Here is a 17,252-nt window from a genome sequence, read left to right as displayed (position 1 = left end):
CGCTCTGAAACGTTCTCACTCTGGTCCGTCGACAGAGTGAACAGAAGACGTTAAAAAGGTGTCATTCAGGATTCAGCGGACAGAAAGTGGAATCAGAACATTGAATGAAGATCCTTGTCCTTCGACGCTGTTCACTTCAATCTTTCCTCCCATACGTTCAATAATTTCCTTGCAGATGCTTAGACCCAAACCGGTGCCACCGTATCTTCGTGAGATGGATGAATCGACTTGATAGAAGCGTCGGAACAGATGAGGAATACTTTCAGGAGGAATGCCGATTCCGGTGTCTATAACTTTGAAGGCAATAAATTGCGGTTGATTGCTTTTGTGAGCATGAATTTGAATTGTACCTTGTTCAGTGAATTTGACGGCGTTGGCAAGGAGGTTGTTAAACACCTGCTCAATGCGTGCTGGATCTCCGTAGATAATAGTATTCACTGAAGGCTCAATGTTAACTTCGAGATTTAATTTTTTATTCTCGATTCTATGTTTCACCAGCTCAACAGAACGATAGATAACATCATGAACATTAAAAGCGATGTTCTCAAATCTTAACTGGTTCGCTTCAAGTTTTGCCAAGTCCAAAACGTCATTCAAGATGCGCAGTAGATTTTCAGAAGCTCGTGAAAGAACATCCGCGTATTGACGTTGTTCCTCGGTCAGAGATGTTTCACTCAGTATGTCCACCATGCCGATGATGGAGTTCATCGGAGTACGTATTTCATGGCTGATGTTTGCCAGAAAGTCCGTTTTGATTTTACTCGCAAGCTCGGCTTCTTCCTTCGCCTGAACCAGGCGTCGCTTGACTTCTCTTTCGGCAGAAATGTCTTGAACTGTTCCAAAGAGATAAACATTCACGCCATTATTTTTGAGAACTCGGGCGGTAAGACGAATGAAGGCCGTTTCACCGTTGGGTTTGAAAATTTGAATTTCGCGATCTGATTCCCGGGCTGATTCGGGTAAGGTGTTATAGTAGAGTCTAAGTTCCTCGACGTCTTCAGGGCTGTAGAAAGAAAAAACATTTTTAAAATCTGGAGTGAACGTATCTGGATGAACTCCGAAAATGCGATATGTTTCTTCAGTCCAACAAACTTGTAAATCACTGTAATCCAATGACCAACTGCCGATGTGAGCGACTTGCTGGGACTTCTGAGCTAGGAATCTCTCAACCTTGAGCTTTGTAATGTCGCGAATATAAACTAAAACCTTATCGGTGCCTGGTGTGACAAAGATATCCCAGAGAATTTCTCTATAGTGACCATTCTTGCAGCGAATGCGATTTTCAATAGAGATCGGGTGGGGAGTTGTGAAGGTGTATGCGCCCAGTTCAACTGTTTTTTGCAAATCTTCGGCGTGAATGAGTTTGTAAAATGGAGTCTGTAGAAGCTCCTCGAGACTCCAACCAAACACTTCAGACCACGGTCCGTTCAGAGATACAGGTGTCCAATCGCGCCCGAACTCTCCACTCATCTCGATATTGGAATCAAACAGCGGCTGTTGATCTGCGATCATGCAACGAATTCATCTCTTTCAAAAGTTGGACTATAAACTTCTACAAATCGGCGTTCCCACCATTGACCTTTTTTACGTAGAGTTTGCAGGTCACTGAAAGTGTATTCGTACTTGAGTATGCGCAGAAATTTTGGAGATTTGCCGCCAAAAGGATCTGTGCCCAACAAACTTTGAACTTCTCGGGACTCTGCAAACATCCTGGCAATCAGGTTCTGCAGCCACAAATTTTCACCGAAACTTTCCAAAGATGCAAACCACAATTGCCAGTCTAGACGAGGCTGATGGGGCGCCACCACGGACGGCATCTTCGTGACAGAGGCCGGTTTGAACCTGAACTCATACTCTTGCCAGTGCAATCCGTCGTTGCTGCCCTCAATTACCAACTCTGGGCGGTTCTTTGTCATCACCGCAAAAAGCCCGTAGGGATTGGAAATGCGAAAAGGATAAAGGAAGCGCATATAAGGGAGCAGAAAGTCTAATGTTTTACTTTTTTCGAAAATGGTTTTGTAGACCCAGAAATAGGCAGCTGGCACCAAAAGTATAAAAGCCAGCAAGGCTATTTCAGTCGGGAAAGCGGAGGCGATAATCCATTTTGAAACTGAAATCTTCCAGAAAGGATCTGGGATCACTCCCAAGCAAAGACCGATTGTAATGACATTGAAGAAAGCAAAGTTGCCAGAAAGAATAATGAGAATTTGAAGTAGAATTAAAAGCCAGGCAGCCACGGCCTGTGGTGTTCCCGTGATGAAAATAAATACGGGAACAATAAGCTCAATAGAAAACATCACAAGTGTACTGAGTTTTTGAAAGAGCGCGGGAGCCTTGTGAAGGAAATATGCAATTGGATTGGGCAGGGGTTGAGTCCAGTAGTGGTATGTCAGAGCCGTCAGATTTTTCCAACTCGCATCTTTGTGTGTCAGTTTCACGACACCTGAAGACAGCATCAGCTTAAACAGCAGCAACCAGCACAAAACCAAGATGATGGGGTTTAAAACATGGGCCCCAAAAGGAACCCACTCAAATCGCCAAGGTGCCATGAATAGGCCGAGGAAACCAAACTCCAAAAGCAGACTGTCCCATTGATATGACAAAAAGTTCTGCCCGCAACTGACGAAGGAAAGATAGCAAAGCCAGCAAATGAGAAACATCCAGCTTTGGCTGAATCCTAAAAATGCCAAAGACGCGGCGAACATTCCAAGGAAGCAAACGAAGCGAATGGCCGAGTCGCTGGATAGGATCCAAAATAAGGAGGGCATATGAAAAAAACGCTCCGAACCCATTTCGGAATCCAGCAAATACAAGAGATGATCGATCGAAAGAATGCCCTGTCTTCCGTACAGTCCCAGAACTTGGGGAAGCAGAGACAGAAAAGCAATGAAGTAAGACAATGCCAGTGACTTGCTGAGAAACCAGCTTGCAACTTCATAGTGAACTGCTTGCATAAAAAATCCGCCTTAGAGTTCGCCGAGCTCGACCCAGGTGATGCCATCGCCACCACCCTCCGGAGATCCTGCTTTCCATTTCTTTACATACATCGATCTAGATAAATAAGTGCGCACCGCTTTTTTCAAAGCCTCGGTTCCATGCCCATGAATGATCTTCATACGATCTTCTCGAGCCGTTGAGGCTTTATCCAATGCCACTTCCAAATCAGACAGGGCATCTTCGACGGTTTTCCCGCGCAGATCGAGAGTTCGATCTTCATCCGCTAATGCAACGGTGACGTTGGAGCTTTGGCGCACCAATTGCGACGTCGGGTTTTGCGGTTTTCCAGGAGGTCGCAGATCCTGCCAATGCAGTTGCAGACGGATCGAGCCAGACAAGATCATCACTTCGCCTTTGCTGTTCGGCGTGGATTGTACGATGCCGTCTTGGTTCAAGGTTTGTACAAAAACTTTTGAACCTGGCGGGAATTTCTTTGCAAACTCCTGCGCCGTCTCCGGAGCTCCCGGCTGAGTGATCGGCTTGGCTTTTACGATTTCCGGAAGATTATACTTAATCTCCTGAAGGGCCGTGTGGCGTTTGAAAGTTTCTGTGACCTTAGCTTGTGCAATGGCCTCTTCGACTTTGCGCTCGGCTTTTTTCAAAGTTCGCTGCAACCACTCATCTTTGTCTTTATTGAACTGTTCGAGCAGGCCTTCGTATTTCTTTTTTGTTTCGACCGCTTTCTTAGTTTCTTTGCGCAGATTATCCTGCAACACAGAGATGTCGGCTTTCAGGCGTTCGATTTGCTCAAGTCCTTCCAGTCGGGCGCGAGTCGCAGGAGCCAGGATGTCCATGGCTCTTTGGACGATGCTTTGAGCAACGCCAACACGTTTCGCCGTTTGAATTGCCAAAGAGTCGCCAGGAATACCAGCGATAAACTGATAAGTCGGGCGGCCTGTTTTGGGATCGTACTCAAGGCTGCCATTCAAGACGCGGCTGTCATCTTCCCAGCCCGACTTCAATGGTCCTAAGTGAGAAGTGATTACGCCAAAGATGTCATTGGTCGAAAATGTTTCAATGAAGCTTCTTGCAAGGGCGCTGCCTTCTTCGGGGTCCGTCGAGCCGCAGATTTCGTCAATCAAGATTAGGTTCTGATGCCCTTTGACTGAAGCCGCTTTGCCCAGGATTTTTAGATGTGCTGCGAAGGTACTGAGTTCCTCATCCACACTTTGGGCATCGCCGATGCCGATAAGGATGTCTTTAAAGAAAGGAATCTTGGAAGTTTCACTTGCGCAAATCGGAAGTCCACAGCGCGCCATCTGGGCGGCAAGTCCAATCGACTTTAGCAAAACGGTTTTACCACCGGCATTGGGACCGCTGAGAAGAAGAATGCTTTTATGACCGTCCAAGAGCACGGTGTTCGAAACGACTTTTTTTCCTGCCAATTGCAACAAAGGATGGCGAACTTCGATCAGCTCCATGCTGTCAGTTGAAAACTCGATCGGTTGAGCGTTTACCTGATTGGCGAACTGAGCCTGGGCGAAGCGCACGTCACACTCTTCCATTAAAAGACGAGTGCTTTCAATGTCTGTGGATTTTGATGAAAGATATTTTGAAAGTTCCGTTAAAAGTCTTTCAATTTCGTCTTCGATTTCAACTTCAATTTGGCGCAAACGATTGTTGTTTGGGATAACTGCTTGTGGTTCAACGAAGACAGTCTGTTTTGACTGAGAAGATCCGTGGATCACGCCTGGAAGATGCGATTGCATTCCAGAACGCACTGGAATCACCCAGCGCCCGTCACGAGTTGTGACGTATTTGTCTTGAATGACATTTTCCATTTGATGCGCTTTAACCAGGCGATCCATGGATTGTTGAACTTCCCGGGCCAGGCGTTCTTTTTCTTTGAACAAGCGATACAAAGTTTCACTGGCATCTGAGCGAATCTCGCCGCCACCAGTGATGATTTGATCGATGGCGGAAACGGGTTCCTCGGCATCCATCAAGCTTTTAGAAATAGTTTGCGCCCATTCGTTTTGCACTTCATGCAAAGCTTCCTTCAGCGCCAAGGCTTCAAGACAGAAGCTGCGCACGTCTTTGATTTCCAAAGTCTTAAGGACCGCGTTTTTCTTGAGACGTAAAATCCAAGTGGAATAGAGATCCAAGCTGCTCATATAAGGTCGGACACCTTGGTTGAGCACTTCAGTCGCATGAGCAATCTCATGGAAGCTAGCATAAGCCTCGGTTTCGGAGCGGTGAGGTTTGATTCCCATGACTGCCTCGCGGCCGGCATCGCTCGTTGCGTGAGACTTAATTTTCTCTAAAATTTCGATCCAATCAAGTACGACGAGATCTTGCATTGAAAACTCCTGTAATTAAAATCGCAAGCAGGATGAGTGAAAGAAGAGCCCAATCCCAATGGCCCGTAGTCACATAAAAAGTGGAAGGGGCATTTTTTAAATACTTTATCACGAACTCACCAGACCATTCCTCATGGAGAGGTGATTTTTGTTGAACGTCACCATTTGCCAAGATGGCGGTGCTGATTCCTGTGTTCGTTGAACGAATCAAAGGGCGACGCACTTCGATGGCGCGAGCCAAGGTCATGTAAAGATGCTGGCGTGGTTCAGAAGGGGCTCCGAACCAAGAATCATTTGTAACATTCACCAAAATATCAGCGCCTTTTTCTTCAAGACCGCGAGTGAAGGCTGGATACAAACCTTCATAACAAACCTGACCACCCCAGTGAATGGTGTCGCCATTGAATTGCCAAGCCATAACATCGGGGCCATGTCCTCGTCCAAAATTTGAAACAAATGGAAGGAGTTTAAGCAAGAATGGGAATCTTTCGCTCAATGGCAGATATTCACCAAAAGCCAACAACTCTGTTTTGCGATAGGGCTTATCAAGATTGTTTCCTTGAGCGTCGACAAGGAAAAGGGCGTTATAAGTTGATTGATCCAACTTGATATCAGTCTTTGCGTCCTTGGAGTAAGCACCAGTAATGAGGGGGCGGCCCATGGGGCCCATCTCTTCAGCTAAAATATTTGTGTGCTTGCGTCCCAAAAGATGTTGATCGAGGTAGTCGGGGAAGGCCGTTTCGGGCCAGATAAAGATATCGGTGTTGGGGAACTTCAAGAAGGCTTCTTTTGACAGCTTTGTAAAGCGGCGAGTGATGTTCTCTTGGTAGCCGCGTCCTTGTTCCGCGTAAACTTTTTCCAAGTTGCCAATGTTGGCTTGGATGATCGTGGCGTTTACTTTTCCATCGAAGTGGTTCCAGTTTTTGTTGTGCAAAGATCCACCCAGAATGAGCAAGATACAAAGAGCGACCAAGGCCGCCAAGTGGCTGAGCGCTTTCTTGAGGTGACTTTGTTGTAGCCAGATATAAGCAACCCATGCGTTAAAGATAAGCACGAGGGATGACAGACCTTGGAATCCAATCAGATCAGCAAAGTGATAAGCGGGGATTTTTGCCCACAAGAGCGTGTAACCCAAATGCCATTCAAAAATAACGGGCCAAATGCGTTCAAGCAGAGTATGCAGCAGGGCGATCGTAAATAAAGTGGCCGTTACCGAAAGTGATAGTTTATTTTTTAGCCAGACAGCAAGTGCCGTTGCTGCAGGGACGTACAGGTGCATAAGCGCACAAAAAAGCAGCAAAGCGACAATTGAAATGGCCCAAGGGAGTTGGCCAAACTCATGAGCAGTGTAGCCAATCCAATGAAATCCAATCAAAGTCAGAGTGAACTGAGTCAGCCATCCGGCCCAGAACGCTTTCTTCACAGAAGTTTTTTCGTTCGTGACAGATATCCAAAGGGGAGCGTAGCAGAAGATCAAAGCCCAAGGTGGAAACGGAATGTAACTGGTACCGACGAGAATTCCAGAGAGAAGCGCGTAAGGAGAAAAATTGAGTCGAAGAAAATCGTAGGCTTTATGCTTGAAAAATTGTATCCATTTCATCATCATGGTATTAGTAACACAAAGAGTGAGTGAGTCTACGTGAAATTGAAAGTTCGATGCCCATCATGCGCTAAGTTGTACGAAGTTGAGAGTGAAGAAATTCTCAATGAAGTGCCTGTATTTCAGTGCATCTCATGCGACAGTCGATTCGGTTTTGAGTACTCTCCCGAAGAGCATGCTCTCGGAACTCAGCAAATTCTGGCTTTTTTGATTCAAACTCCCGCAGAGAAGGCTTTTGCCGCTCAGCAACAAGAGGCGATTCAGGAGCAAACGGCCCATGCCGACATGAAATCTTGCCCGAAATGTGGTGCTTTGAACGGCCGTAAATCTTCGGAGTGTTATTCTTGCCACGTGATTTTTGAGCGCCTCGAGGGGCTGCCTCAGGATCCAACTTTGCGTGCTCAGCCCAGCTTGGTGCGTAAGTGGAAGAATCTTCTCGAGAACTTCGAAAATGAAGATCTTCACGACGAATTCATCCGCAGCTGCCATGAACTCGATGCTTTGCGCTTCGCGATTATGAAGTACGAAGAGATCAAAACTGCGCAGGGTGGGGATGTCCTTTGTGATCAGATGATTGCCAAAATCAATGGTTTGATGATGGTGGGTCTGTCACAGAATTCGTATGTTAAATCCGAAAAAGATCTCTCTCGTCCTAAATGGCAGAAGTATATGTACTGGGGACCTTACGGTTTGAGTGCTCTGCTGATTCTTTGGGGGATGTTGAGTTTAGGCCACCGCAATCTGATTGGTGTCGGGGTGGCTCTCACTTGCATGACATCTGGTTTGATCGTCATGATACGCGGAAAGATCTCTCTTTCCGACTTCTTAGACTAGGGCTTGGTGAAAAAGGCCCACCTGACTGCGTTGTCGGGTCTTATCCTTCTCTCCAGCGTAGCGCTGCTACGCTTCCGTTACGAATAAAACCCTCCGCCTTGCATGTGAACCTTTTTGACCAAGCCAGCTTTGCGTGGTGAATTTTTAAAAACCTTCGCCGTCTTGTTTGGTGCCGACTTTGCTCGGTTTTATTTTTGAACCCATGGCATCGATCAGTGAACGGCCGAAGTGACTCATGTCAGAGGCGGTTTGATCGACGCCATCTTCTGCTGTCAGCTTCGAATTCTTATCGTTAGGGTCTGCAGTGAAGCGCTTGATGTTCTGTGTGTTCACAGCCACCACACCTGTAGCGGAAACGCCCTGATCCAGAATTGCCAAAGCTTTGAAAAGATTCAACTGACGAGATGACTTGGTTTTTGAAGCCAACTGCGTTTGAGCATCACCTGTTGAAAGAATGTATCTTTTTACTTCTTCAGCCTGGAAATTTTGTTTGTGAGCCATCACCAAAGCCGCAGCACCGGTTACAAAGGCTGTCGCTTGCGAAGTGCCTGTCATGTATCCATATGAGTTGTTGGGAAGACATGAAAGAATATTTTGTCCCGGAGCCGCGATATCCACGGTATCTACGCCATAGTTTGAAGAAGACAGAACTTGAGTCGCAGGATCAATCGCTGTCACAGAGATAATGTTTCTGAGCTTGTAGTCAGCAGGGTAGTAGTGATGCTGATCTGAATTGGAGCGTTCGTTGCCCGCAGCGGCGACAAAAAGGATTCCCTTTTTTTCAGCTTCAGCAACAGCATCGTGTTCCTCTTGAGAGAACTCAGTGCCACCACCAGAGTAATTGATGATGTTTGCGCCCATTTTCACCGCATACTTAATAGAGGCTACGGTGTTTTTAAGATTGTCAGCACTTGGAACTTTTGGATCGTAGTATTTAAGAATCATCAAACTGACTTGCGGAGAGATCCCGATGATGCCTTTGCCGTTACCGGCTTCGGCACCCACGATGCCGGCAATATGAGTTCCGTGACCGTGATTGTCGTCAAGCTTGGGATTGTTAGAAACAAAGTTCCAACCATGGACGTCATCGATAAAGCCGTTGTTGTCGTCATCCACGCCATTGCTGGCCTTGTCGCGACCTTGCGCATCTTTGCCGGTTTCGCCAGGATTTTTCCAAAGGTTGTCCGCCAAATCTTCGTGATTAACATCAATACCGGTATCAATAATAGCGACAAGAATTTCTTTGCTGCCTTTGGTGATCGACCAGGCGCGAGCAGCGTCGGATTTCTTCAGGCCCCAAGCTTGACTGATAGCAGGGTCATTGAACAAAGCGCTGGGCTCGTCTTCGACCTTGTCAGTTTGTGAGGTGATGAAAGAGTTTTCGAAAAGACGATTGCTGTCTTTTTTGGAACTTTGTGTGCGAGCAGGGGACATTTCTGATTGATAGACATAATAGCCAAGGCCTCCGAAGAAGACTAATGCTGTACAGCCAGATGCAATCCACAATTTGCGAGAAAACATGAAATTGTTCCCCTTTCACTAGTAGGACTTATCGGCAGATTCACACTGAGATGAAGAGAGATGAAGCAGTGATGAAGCATTTTTAAAGTCTTTCCGTGTTTCAAAGTGAGACAATCAAGTCGTTGCTAACCTTGTTTTCATGATTGAAGGACTCGCAAAGCAAGGCTCTGGACTAGACTGTGCCGCAATGAGCGAGAGTGATTTCTTCTGCCAGCAGTAAGTTTACTTTCGGCGCCGGTGTTGCATTGCTTCTTCAGTTGTAAAGGAGGCCGTCATCTATTTTTTTGGCGGCAAAAAGTAACGCGAGATCCTTAAAAGGAAAACCCACAACTCGTCAGAATTGTGGGTAATAGTAAAGCTTTCTATTTTGCTTTACGGTCGATTCAGTTTTAACAATTCCTCAGGGAACTTGATGTTCGTTCCAGGGCTCAGGAGGCGCTGATAGAAAACATAATTGCGCATGGTCAGTTTGATGTAAGCGCGTGTTTCCTCGTAAGGAACTTCCTCGATGAACTCCACAGAGTCCGGACGGAAGCGCGTCTTCAACCACCCACGAATGGCGCTGTCGTTCGCGTTGTAGCCAGAGACCGCCAGGATGTACTGATTGTTGTACTTTTTCATTAAAGTCTTCAATTCAAAAGCACCCAAGGGAATATTGATTTCAGGCTTAAACAAGTCATTGGCCTCTTTGTATTCAAGCTTGTTTTGTACAGCGAGTTGCTTCGCCACGCTTGGTAACAATTGCATCAAACCAAAAGCATCCGCTGGACTGCGTGCCTCAGGGTTGAATGCGGACTCCTGGCGAATGATAGAGTAAATGAACTCACGGGGTGTGCCACTTTTTTGCGAAGCCTTGTCAACCACATCACGATAGGGTTGAGGGAAGAGGAGATCTGGGTGATCTTTTTGCAATTGATCTTTCACTTCAGGTTGTAAGGCGCCGATAGTTGAGAACAAGGGTAGATACAAACCCGCTCGAGCGAAGCCTGAAGACATCGTCAACCAAGTGGATTCGGAAGTGACATTGTTTTTCTTAAGTTCGTCGGCAGCTTGATTTAAAGCTTTTTCCGCAAAAGGCTTTTCATTCACTGCGATCAACCACTCAATATTTTGACGAAGTTGTGGATCCAGTTCATTGACGCCCAAAAGGCTCAAATTCATCGTCTCATCAGTATCATTTTTAACCGCAGGGAATTCGCGGTCCAATTCGCGGTAAGCCAGCATACCATAATAACCAAGAGGGTCTTCTTTTGAGAGCATCTCAAGCTCGGAAGTGGCAGCAGGGCGGTCGTTGAGCTTGTTTAAAGTGCGCGACAACCAGAAGCGAGCCTTGGCCATATCAGAAGGCTCTTTGGTAACTTCTTTCATTTGCTCGAGGCTTTTGCGAGCTTCTGCCCATTTCTCAAGCTTGTAGTAGTTCCAGGACTTTAACCAAACGATCTTGTCGCGCAAGCCGGCCATGCTGACAGGTTGTTCGTAGCTGGCCTCCAGATATTCAAGGGCCTTTGCGAAGTTGCCTTTTTCCTCTTCCATGCGACCCATGATGAAATAGACCTCATCCATAGGGTACAAGCCGCGCAGAAGCTTATGTGTTTCGTTAAGTACCTTCATGGCTTGAGTGCTTTGATCCTCAGTCCAAAGTGTACGAGCAAAAAGAACCTGGGTGTCGTGAAATCTTGCGATCACACGTTTGTCTTTTTTATTGGCCTTGAATTGCTTTTTTGACCAATTCACTAAATCTGACGACGCGTTGATATATTCTTGACGGCGTTGTGCCACCTTATAAGTCATGCGAATATTTTTGAAGGCCTGAAACTTGTCATCTGTTGTCGCTTCTTTGCTTGCGATGATTTTTTTGTAAGTTCCAAGAGCTTTATCGAAATCGCGATGGAATCGATAGTCCATCGCAACAGCGCTGAGATCCTTAAACGTCGGAGCGGGATTTAGGCGCGGGGAGTTTCTATAAAGTTGCGTTTGAACTTGTTCCGTTTCATCTTTTAGCTCTAACTTTTGCGCCAACAGCAGCGACTTCAAAAGATAGTCTTCTTTGTTTTTCTTATTGGATTCAAGCTTGGCTTTTTCAAGATAAGCATCCAAATCATCTTTTAGATCGGGAGTTTCTAAAGACTCTTTCAATTTGATGTCCGCGTAAAGATTGCGGTACCAAGGAGTCACAGCTTGAGGAAGTGGATTAAGCTTTTCGTTGTTAGGGCAAACTTCATAGGCACGAAGTAACGCAAGATCATGTAGTGGAAATTCTTGAATTTCCGAAAGTGTTTTGAAGCCAGTGCAGGACTCAGCTGGAGTAGAAGTTTTTTTCACAAGACTGAGTGTGTAGGTCTTCCACCAAAAAATATTATTCTCGTTTGAACCGACTGCAAGTTTTTCCAATTGCGCAGGAGTTGCATTCTTCCACTTTGCAAGAAAACTTGGCAAAGGCGGGTTGAGATGTTTCTCAATGCGGGTGTCGATGCGCGAAGTGGTCGTGCATCCCATAAGTACTGAAATAAAAGACAGGGCAATGATAATTCGTGGCATGAAGAAAGCTTACGCTCTCAAAGGGGTAAGGACAACCTTGACGGTTAGTTTTTTTGTAATCTTTAAAATAAAAAAACGCGCATCTGTTCAGGATGCGCGTTTTGTATAAAAACTGATAATGACCTAAGATCTAACTCTTAGATTCTTGCACGTTGCAAGGCTAGATTCTTGCACGTTGCAAAGCATCGATACGATCTTCAAGGCGGGGATGGGTCATGAAAAGTCCAGCCAAGCCGCCTTTGTCGCGGTTTGAAATCTTCAATGTGCCAGTTGCCGTATCATCTGCCGGAATTGGCAATTCGTAAGCCGCTTGCAATTTTCTCAAAGCCGCAATCATTTTCTCGCGAGACGCAAACTTAGCGCCACCGATGTCAGCTCTAAACTCACGCTTGCGAGAGTAGTAGTTCACGACGATAGATCCCAGCATTGTGAAAGCAATGTCGCCTAAGATCGTTACGGCAAAGCGCACGATTTCGCGGAATTTCTCGTCGACATTGGAAGCCACAAGGCCCGCCAAGATACGAGAGAAGAACATAGCGAAGGCATTCACGATACCTTGGATCAAAGTCATAGTAACCATGTCGCCATTCGCAATATGCGCCACTTCATGGCCCAGAACGCCTTCGACTTCATCTTTAGACATTCTTTGCAATAGACCCGTAGAAACCGCAACGAGGGCGTTTCCTTTTGAAGGACCTGTGGCAAATGCATTCACGTCCGGAGATTCATAGATACCGACTTCAGGCATCTTAGGAAGCTTCGCGCGACGAGCGAGTTCATGAACTGTGTTAACAAGAGAACGCAATTCTGGGTTTTGATTTTGTGGATCAATAATTTGCACGCCATGGAACATCTTTGTCATCCACTTGGACATCAGCAAAGAAATGAAGGCGCCGCCCATACCCCATACAAGACAGAATGCCATGAGGAACGGAATGTAAGAGTTAAGACCCGCAAGACCCAAGAAATGGCTTACGATAGACCACACTATACCAATTGTTACCATCACAAGAACGTTTGTGAGGACGAACAAACCGATACGTTTAAAAAATGCCATAGATCACTCCTTTAAGAGACACCCTAATTGTGATGCCTCTTTAGGAATTGTCAATACCCGGAGCGGTCGTAGCTATGTCGTGACTGGTTGCTTCTGATTCTTTTGTCCAGTTCCGCCGTTGGAAGTGGTGCTAAAATGGAACTTCAAAACATCTTTTTCGAGTTCCACATTGACACGTCCACCGTCGACAAGTCGTCCGAACAAAAGTTCATCTACAAGAGCTTTTTTCAAGTGTTCATCCACACATCTAGCAAGGGGACGTGCGCCATAAACTTTGTCATAGCCCTTTTTCATCAGCCATTTGATCACATCAGGAGTTGCATTCAGCTCTACTTTTTTCGTGAGCAAAGTCATCTTCAACTCGTTCACGAATTTCTGAGTGATTTTCAAAACCATGTCCTCACTGAGATCTTTAAATGACACCACCGCATCCAAGCGATTGATGAACTCAGGAGCAAATGCTTTCTTGATCGCATCCATTGATAGCGAGCTGCGATTTTCTTCAACCATACTGATGGATCCACGGGATGTTTCCATTGCTCCCGCATTTGAAGTCATCACAATGACCGCATTTTTAAAGACGGCCACGCGACCATTGCTGTCAGTCAAGCGACCCGCATCCATAACCTGCAATAAAATATTCGTGATATCGGGATGAGCCTTTTCAATCTCATCAAGAAGTAGCACGCAGTAAGGGTGTTTCGTCACAGCTTCTGTCAGCAAACCGCCTTCTTCATGGCCCACATAGCCCGGAGGCGCTCCGACCAATCTTGAAACGGCATGTTTCTCCATGTACTCACTCATATCAAAGCGTTCAAAGTGAACACCCATGATCGTCGCGAGTTGGCGACACACTTCGGTTTTGCCGACGCCAGTGGGGCCGGTGAAAAGGAAGCTGCCAATAGGTTTTTCAGGTCGACCCAGTCCGCTGCGTGAGAATTTAATGCTGTTAACCAGACGGTCAATAGCTTCATCTTGACCAAAGATAAGGGCTTTGAGTTTTTTGTCCAAATCTTTAAGTTGAGATTTTTCTGTAGAAGAAATACTTGCCACTGGGAGGCCGGTCATTTTGGCAATGACTTCCTCAATTTCAGGGATATCAATTTTAATGTCTTCCGCGGCTTCATTTTTCAAGCGGAAGTGGGCTCCGGCCTCGTCCAAAACGTCGATGGCTTTGTCGGGCAAAAGTTTTCCGTGAATATGCTTTTGCGAAAGTTCCACTGCTGATTTGAGGGCCTCATCAGTGAATTTAACTTTATGGAATTCTTCATAAGACTTGCGCAGTCCTTGAAGAATTTTAACGCAATCTTCATTAGAAGGTTCATTGACGTCGATTTTTTGGAAGCGACGATTCAGTGCGCGATCTTTTTCGAAATACTGACGATACTCAGTATGAGTTGTTGAGCCAATGCAGCTGATTTCTCCGCTTGCGAGGGCCGGCTTCAATAAGTTAGAAGCATCCATCGAGCCGCCGCTGGTAGCACCCGCACCAACAATCGTGTGAATTTCATCAATAAATAAAATTGTATTCGGACGTTTAGCGATTTCTTTTACGACCGCTTTAAGACGGCCCTCGAAGTCACCGCGGAATTTTGTTCCTGCCAGCAAACCGCCAAGATCCAAAGAATAGATCACCGCGTTTTTTAGTTTCTCTGGCACATCCCCAGATACAATTCTTTGCGCCAGTCCTTCCGCGATGGCGGTCTTACCAACACCCGGTTCACCGATGAGCAAAGGATTGTTCTTCGTGCGTCGGCAAAGAACTTGAACTGTTCTTGCCAAAACATCTTCTCGGCCAATCAGAGGGTCTAATTTGCCCTGACGAGCGCGTTCGTTTAAATTCACACAGAAACTTTCAAGAGGGGAGCCGCGTCCTTCTTCATAACTGTCCTGACCATTTTGCTGTGGTTGCTGATAGTCTTGGCGAGATGAAGCGGGTGGAACGTCATGTTCTTTTCCGTCTTTGGTAATTCCGTGCGAGATATAATTAATAATATCGAATTGAGTAAGTCCCTGGCGCGCCAGTGCAAATGTCGCGTGAGAGTCCTGCTCATAGAATAAAGAAACCAACAAACTGCCTTCGCTGATCTGATTGCGTCCAGCGCTTTTCATTTGAATTGCTGCACGTTGAATCAGGCGGTGACAAGCCAGTGTGAACTCAGGATTCCACGTGTCGAAGCCGCCATAGGATGACAACTGATCATCCGTAATTTGCGGGATTCCCACTTTCAAATGATCACGCAAATCCTGACGAAGCTTCTGCACGTTGACGGCGCAGGCTTCAAGGATTTCCACCATGATCGGGGACTCGGAAAGCACTAAAAGAATGTGCTCCAGAGTTACGAACTCATGACGATGGCGTTTTGCAAGTTCCGTCGCTTCACCAAGTTTTCGTTCAAGTTCTCGACTCATCATGGTTCCTCCTCCAGTGTGCTCTTAAGCGGGTTCTGGTTGAGCTGCGCGAATTGGTTCACTTGCATTACTTTCATCTCTGCTATCTCTAGACTAAAGACTCCAGCAACTCCGGCACCCTTCTTATGTACATCTAACATTATTTGCGTGGCTTGCTCTTCTGTTTTCGCAAAAAATCGACGCAATACAAGAACCACGAAATCCATGGGCGTGTAGTCGTCATTGAGCAAAATCACCTTGTACATCTTTGGAGTGTCCAGTTTTGGGACAGATTGTACAGCTGAGTCGCCTTCCGTGTTGGAGAAAGGGTAGTTACTATTGTTGTTGTCGTTGCTATTTCCCATGTCTTTATTCTACTCCATGACTCAATTTGATCACGATTTACGAGATTGCAAGTCTAGCTTGAAGGGAAAAGCTGGAACTTGGTCTGTGAATCTGGTGTTGCTCCGGCCTGTTCCTTTGAAACGCTAGGGGACATTATTATGTAAACATTTAAAAGTTTCTAGTCTCGTATCTGAGACGGTGTATTGATTTTGCTAGGCAGTTTTGACACACTAATGTTGTTAAACAATTGAACGATTTTTTAAGACATATGGAGGTCTTTAAATGAACCAATCATCTCGCGCGTCTCAACGCGGTTTCTCACTAGTAGAATTGATGGTCGTAGTAGCGATCATTGGTGTACTAGCGTCGATCGCAATTCCTTCGATCAATAGATACATTGCGAAGGCCCGCCAAACCGAAGCTAAAACAAACCTATCAACACTTTATACTTCGGAAAAAGCATTTTTTGCTGAGTATAATGTTTATGACAGTCGTTTTGGTGCGGTTGGATATATTCCAGAAGGTAATCTACGCTATAATGTTGGGTTCTCTGGGGTAGGTACGCAGGCCGGTATCGCTAATGGGTACAGTACGATTCCTTCGGTTACATTTGTTTCAGCTTCAGCTTATTGCTTGGGGGGGGCTGCGGTAATGGGTGCGGGTACTGTAGGCTGTAAAATGGTTAATGGTGCTACGAATGCTGCGCCTCCAGCGATTGCAGATGCTATGTGTGCTGGTGCTGGCGGTGTGGGGGCTACTTGCGTAACTGGTGCAAACATATTTCAAGCTGGTGCTGGTGCGAGAATTTCAACAAATGCGGGCGTAGATGACTTTTGGACTATTGATAGTAATAAAGTTGTAAGAAACACTCAGGATGGCATTAGATAATTCTGATCATTGCGCTACTCTGAAAATAAAGATCTCAAGCTTTCAGCTTGGGATCTTTGCATTTTTACTCGTCGTATTGTCAAGCCTGCTTAGACCTGGCGTTAAATTCGAAGAAAAGCATTTGATATTGCCTCCACCTCAAATTGAGCGATTTAGTTTTGGCTACAGTGAAGTTGTAGCGGATGTTTTCTGGATTCGAATTCTACAGGACTTTGATTATTGCGACGAGAAGATTGTTGAAGGTCAATGCCGGAACAATTCTTGGATGTTTCAAATGCTTGATGTGACCACAAAGTTGGCTCCGCATTTTCGGATTGCCTATGCCGCTGGAGGCATTTCATTAACGGTGCTGGTTGGGGATCTCGAGGGGGCGACAAAGATTTTTGAAAGAGGCGTTCAAATGTTGCCTCATGATTGGACAATCAGTTACCGCGCGGCTTACCACTACCTCTACGAAGTAAAAGATAAAAAACGCGCAGCGGAGCTTCTTATTCAAGCCGGTCAAAACGGTGCACCACCATGGGTTTTCACTTTGGCGGGACGTTTGTATTCTGACTCCGGCGAGTTGGACTTGGCGCAAAATCTCCTTCAGGAAATGAAGGACACAAACCAAGATGAAACTCTGATTAAACGCCTTCAGGACAAAATTGACTCGATGAAGGCATCGAAAGTCTCCAGTAAACAGTAACGCAAAAGCTAATTGCCATAAATCTAGGCAAACCTCGCGAAAAGAAAGCCCGTAGCCCTTGACGGGAGCTTTATCGTCACCATATTTTGTCAT

Annotated in this window: 12 protein-coding genes; 3 read left to right on the top strand and 9 right to left on the bottom strand. The window is 45.9% G+C overall.

Annotation, left to right across the window (positions count from 1 at the left end):
* Positions 1-72: 72 nt before the first annotated feature.
* The 4 genes from NWE73_RS15470 to lnt are packed head-to-tail and all read right to left on the bottom strand — an operon-like array spanning position 73 to position 6,897.
* Complete coding sequence (locus tag NWE73_RS15470) at positions 73-1,512, bottom strand: PAS domain-containing sensor histidine kinase (RefSeq protein ID WP_277579252.1); 1,440 nt, start codon at positions 1,510-1,512, stop codon at positions 73-75.
* Positions 1,509-2,954 carry a lipase maturation factor family protein gene (locus tag NWE73_RS15465; protein WP_277579251.1) on the bottom strand — a complete coding sequence of 482 codons (1,446 nt, stop codon included), beginning with the start codon at positions 2,952-2,954 and terminating at the stop codon, positions 1,509-1,511. The genes NWE73_RS15470 and NWE73_RS15465 overlap by 4 nt, the downstream gene beginning before the upstream one ends.
* A 12-nt stretch (positions 2,955-2,966) precedes the next feature.
* Positions 2,967-5,297 carry an endonuclease MutS2 gene (locus tag NWE73_RS15460; protein ID WP_277579250.1) on the bottom strand — a complete coding sequence of 777 codons (2,331 nt, stop codon included), beginning with the start codon at positions 5,295-5,297 and terminating at the stop codon, positions 2,967-2,969.
* The gene (gene lnt, locus NWE73_RS15455) at positions 5,275-6,897 is read right to left on the bottom strand and encodes an apolipoprotein N-acyltransferase (protein WP_277579249.1); all 1,623 of its coding nucleotides are present in this window, start codon (positions 6,895-6,897) and stop codon (positions 5,275-5,277) included. The genes NWE73_RS15460 and lnt overlap by 23 nt, the downstream gene beginning before the upstream one ends.
* A gap of 39 nt (positions 6,898-6,936) precedes the next feature.
* Here lnt and NWE73_RS15450 point away from each other — a divergent pair, with 39 nt between their 5' ends.
* Entirely contained in the window at positions 6,937-7,731 is a 795-nt protein-coding gene (locus NWE73_RS15450; protein WP_277579248.1) for a hypothetical protein, read from the top strand.
* A gap of 144 nt (positions 7,732-7,875) precedes the next feature.
* Here NWE73_RS15450 and NWE73_RS15445 read toward each other — a convergent pair whose 3' ends face one another.
* The 5 genes from NWE73_RS15445 to clpS all read right to left on the bottom strand — a co-directional run bounded on the left by NWE73_RS15445 (position 7,876) and on the right by clpS (position 15,603).
* Positions 7,876-9,252 (bottom strand): S8 family peptidase, encoded by a 1,377-nt coding sequence (locus tag NWE73_RS15445; protein WP_277579247.1) that lies wholly within the window; start codon positions 9,250-9,252, stop codon positions 7,876-7,878.
* A 372-nt stretch (positions 9,253-9,624) separates the two neighbouring features.
* Complete coding sequence (locus tag NWE73_RS15440) at positions 9,625-11,790, bottom strand: lytic transglycosylase domain-containing protein (RefSeq protein ID WP_277579246.1); 2,166 nt, start codon at positions 11,788-11,790, stop codon at positions 9,625-9,627.
* Positions 11,791-11,950: 160 nt separating this feature from the next.
* Entirely contained in the window at positions 11,951-12,847 is an 897-nt protein-coding gene (htpX, locus tag NWE73_RS15435) for a protease HtpX (RefSeq protein ID WP_277579245.1), read from the bottom strand.
* 72 nt (positions 12,848-12,919) lie between these two features.
* Positions 12,920-15,262, bottom strand: a complete 2,343-nt coding sequence (clpA, locus tag NWE73_RS15430; RefSeq protein ID WP_277579244.1) for an ATP-dependent Clp protease ATP-binding subunit ClpA — start codon at positions 15,260-15,262, stop codon at positions 12,920-12,922.
* Positions 15,259-15,603 carry an ATP-dependent Clp protease adapter ClpS gene (clpS, locus tag NWE73_RS15425; protein WP_277579243.1) on the bottom strand — a complete coding sequence of 115 codons (345 nt, stop codon included), beginning with the start codon at positions 15,601-15,603 and terminating at the stop codon, positions 15,259-15,261. Before clpS ends, clpA begins: the two co-directional genes overlap by 4 nt.
* A gap of 262 nt (positions 15,604-15,865) precedes the next feature.
* Here clpS and NWE73_RS15420 point away from each other — a divergent pair, with 262 nt between their 5' ends.
* Both NWE73_RS15420 and NWE73_RS15415 read left to right on the top strand, forming a co-directional pair.
* Positions 15,866-16,471: a type IV pilin protein gene (locus NWE73_RS15420; protein WP_277579242.1), complete on the top strand. Its 606-nt coding sequence runs from the start codon at positions 15,866-15,868 to the stop codon at positions 16,469-16,471.
* Positions 16,458-17,159 carry a tetratricopeptide repeat protein gene (locus NWE73_RS15415; RefSeq protein WP_277579241.1) on the top strand — a complete coding sequence of 234 codons (702 nt, stop codon included), beginning with the start codon at positions 16,458-16,460 and terminating at the stop codon, positions 17,157-17,159. The genes NWE73_RS15420 and NWE73_RS15415 overlap by 14 nt, the downstream gene beginning before the upstream one ends.
* The last annotated feature ends 93 nt before the right edge of the window (positions 17,160-17,252 follow it).

The organism is Bdellovibrio svalbardensis (assembly GCF_029531655.1).
Taxonomy (GTDB): Bacteria; Bdellovibrionota; Bdellovibrionia; order Bdellovibrionales; family Bdellovibrionaceae; genus Bdellovibrio; species Bdellovibrio svalbardensis.
This window is presented reverse-complemented; position numbering and strand designations above follow the sequence as displayed.

Bases quoted from the DNA above. Each gene is read 5' to 3' on its own strand.
- NWE73_RS15470 (WP_277579252.1), bottom strand. From the start codon at position 1,512: ATGATCGCAGATCAACAGCCGCTGTTTGATTCCAATATCGAGATGAGT.
- NWE73_RS15465 (WP_277579251.1), bottom strand. From the start codon at position 2,954: ATGCAAGCAGTTCACTATGAAGTTGCAAGCTGGTTTCTCAGCAAGTCA.
- NWE73_RS15460 (WP_277579250.1), bottom strand. From the start codon at position 5,297: ATGCAAGATCTCGTCGTACTTGATTGGATCGAAATTTTAGAGAAAATT.
- lnt (WP_277579249.1), bottom strand. From the start codon at position 6,897: ATGAAATGGATACAATTTTTCAAGCATAAAGCCTACGATTTTCTTCGA.
- NWE73_RS15445 (WP_277579247.1), bottom strand. From the start codon at position 9,252: ATGTTTTCTCGCAAATTGTGGATTGCATCTGGCTGTACAGCATTAGTC.
- NWE73_RS15440 (WP_277579246.1), bottom strand. From the start codon at position 11,790: ATGCCACGAATTATCATTGCCCTGTCTTTTATTTCAGTACTTATGGGA.
- htpX (WP_277579245.1), bottom strand. From the start codon at position 12,847: ATGGCATTTTTTAAACGTATCGGTTTGTTCGTCCTCACAAACGTTCTT.
- clpA (WP_277579244.1), bottom strand. From the start codon at position 15,262: ATGATGAGTCGAGAACTTGAACGAAAACTTGGTGAAGCGACGGAACTT.
- clpS (WP_277579243.1), bottom strand. From the start codon at position 15,603: ATGGGAAATAGCAACGACAACAACAATAGTAACTACCCTTTCTCCAAC.
- NWE73_RS15420 (WP_277579242.1), top strand. From the start codon at position 15,866: ATGAACCAATCATCTCGCGCGTCTCAACGCGGTTTCTCACTAGTAGAA.
- NWE73_RS15415 (WP_277579241.1), top strand. From the start codon at position 16,458: ATGGCATTAGATAATTCTGATCATTGCGCTACTCTGAAAATAAAGATC.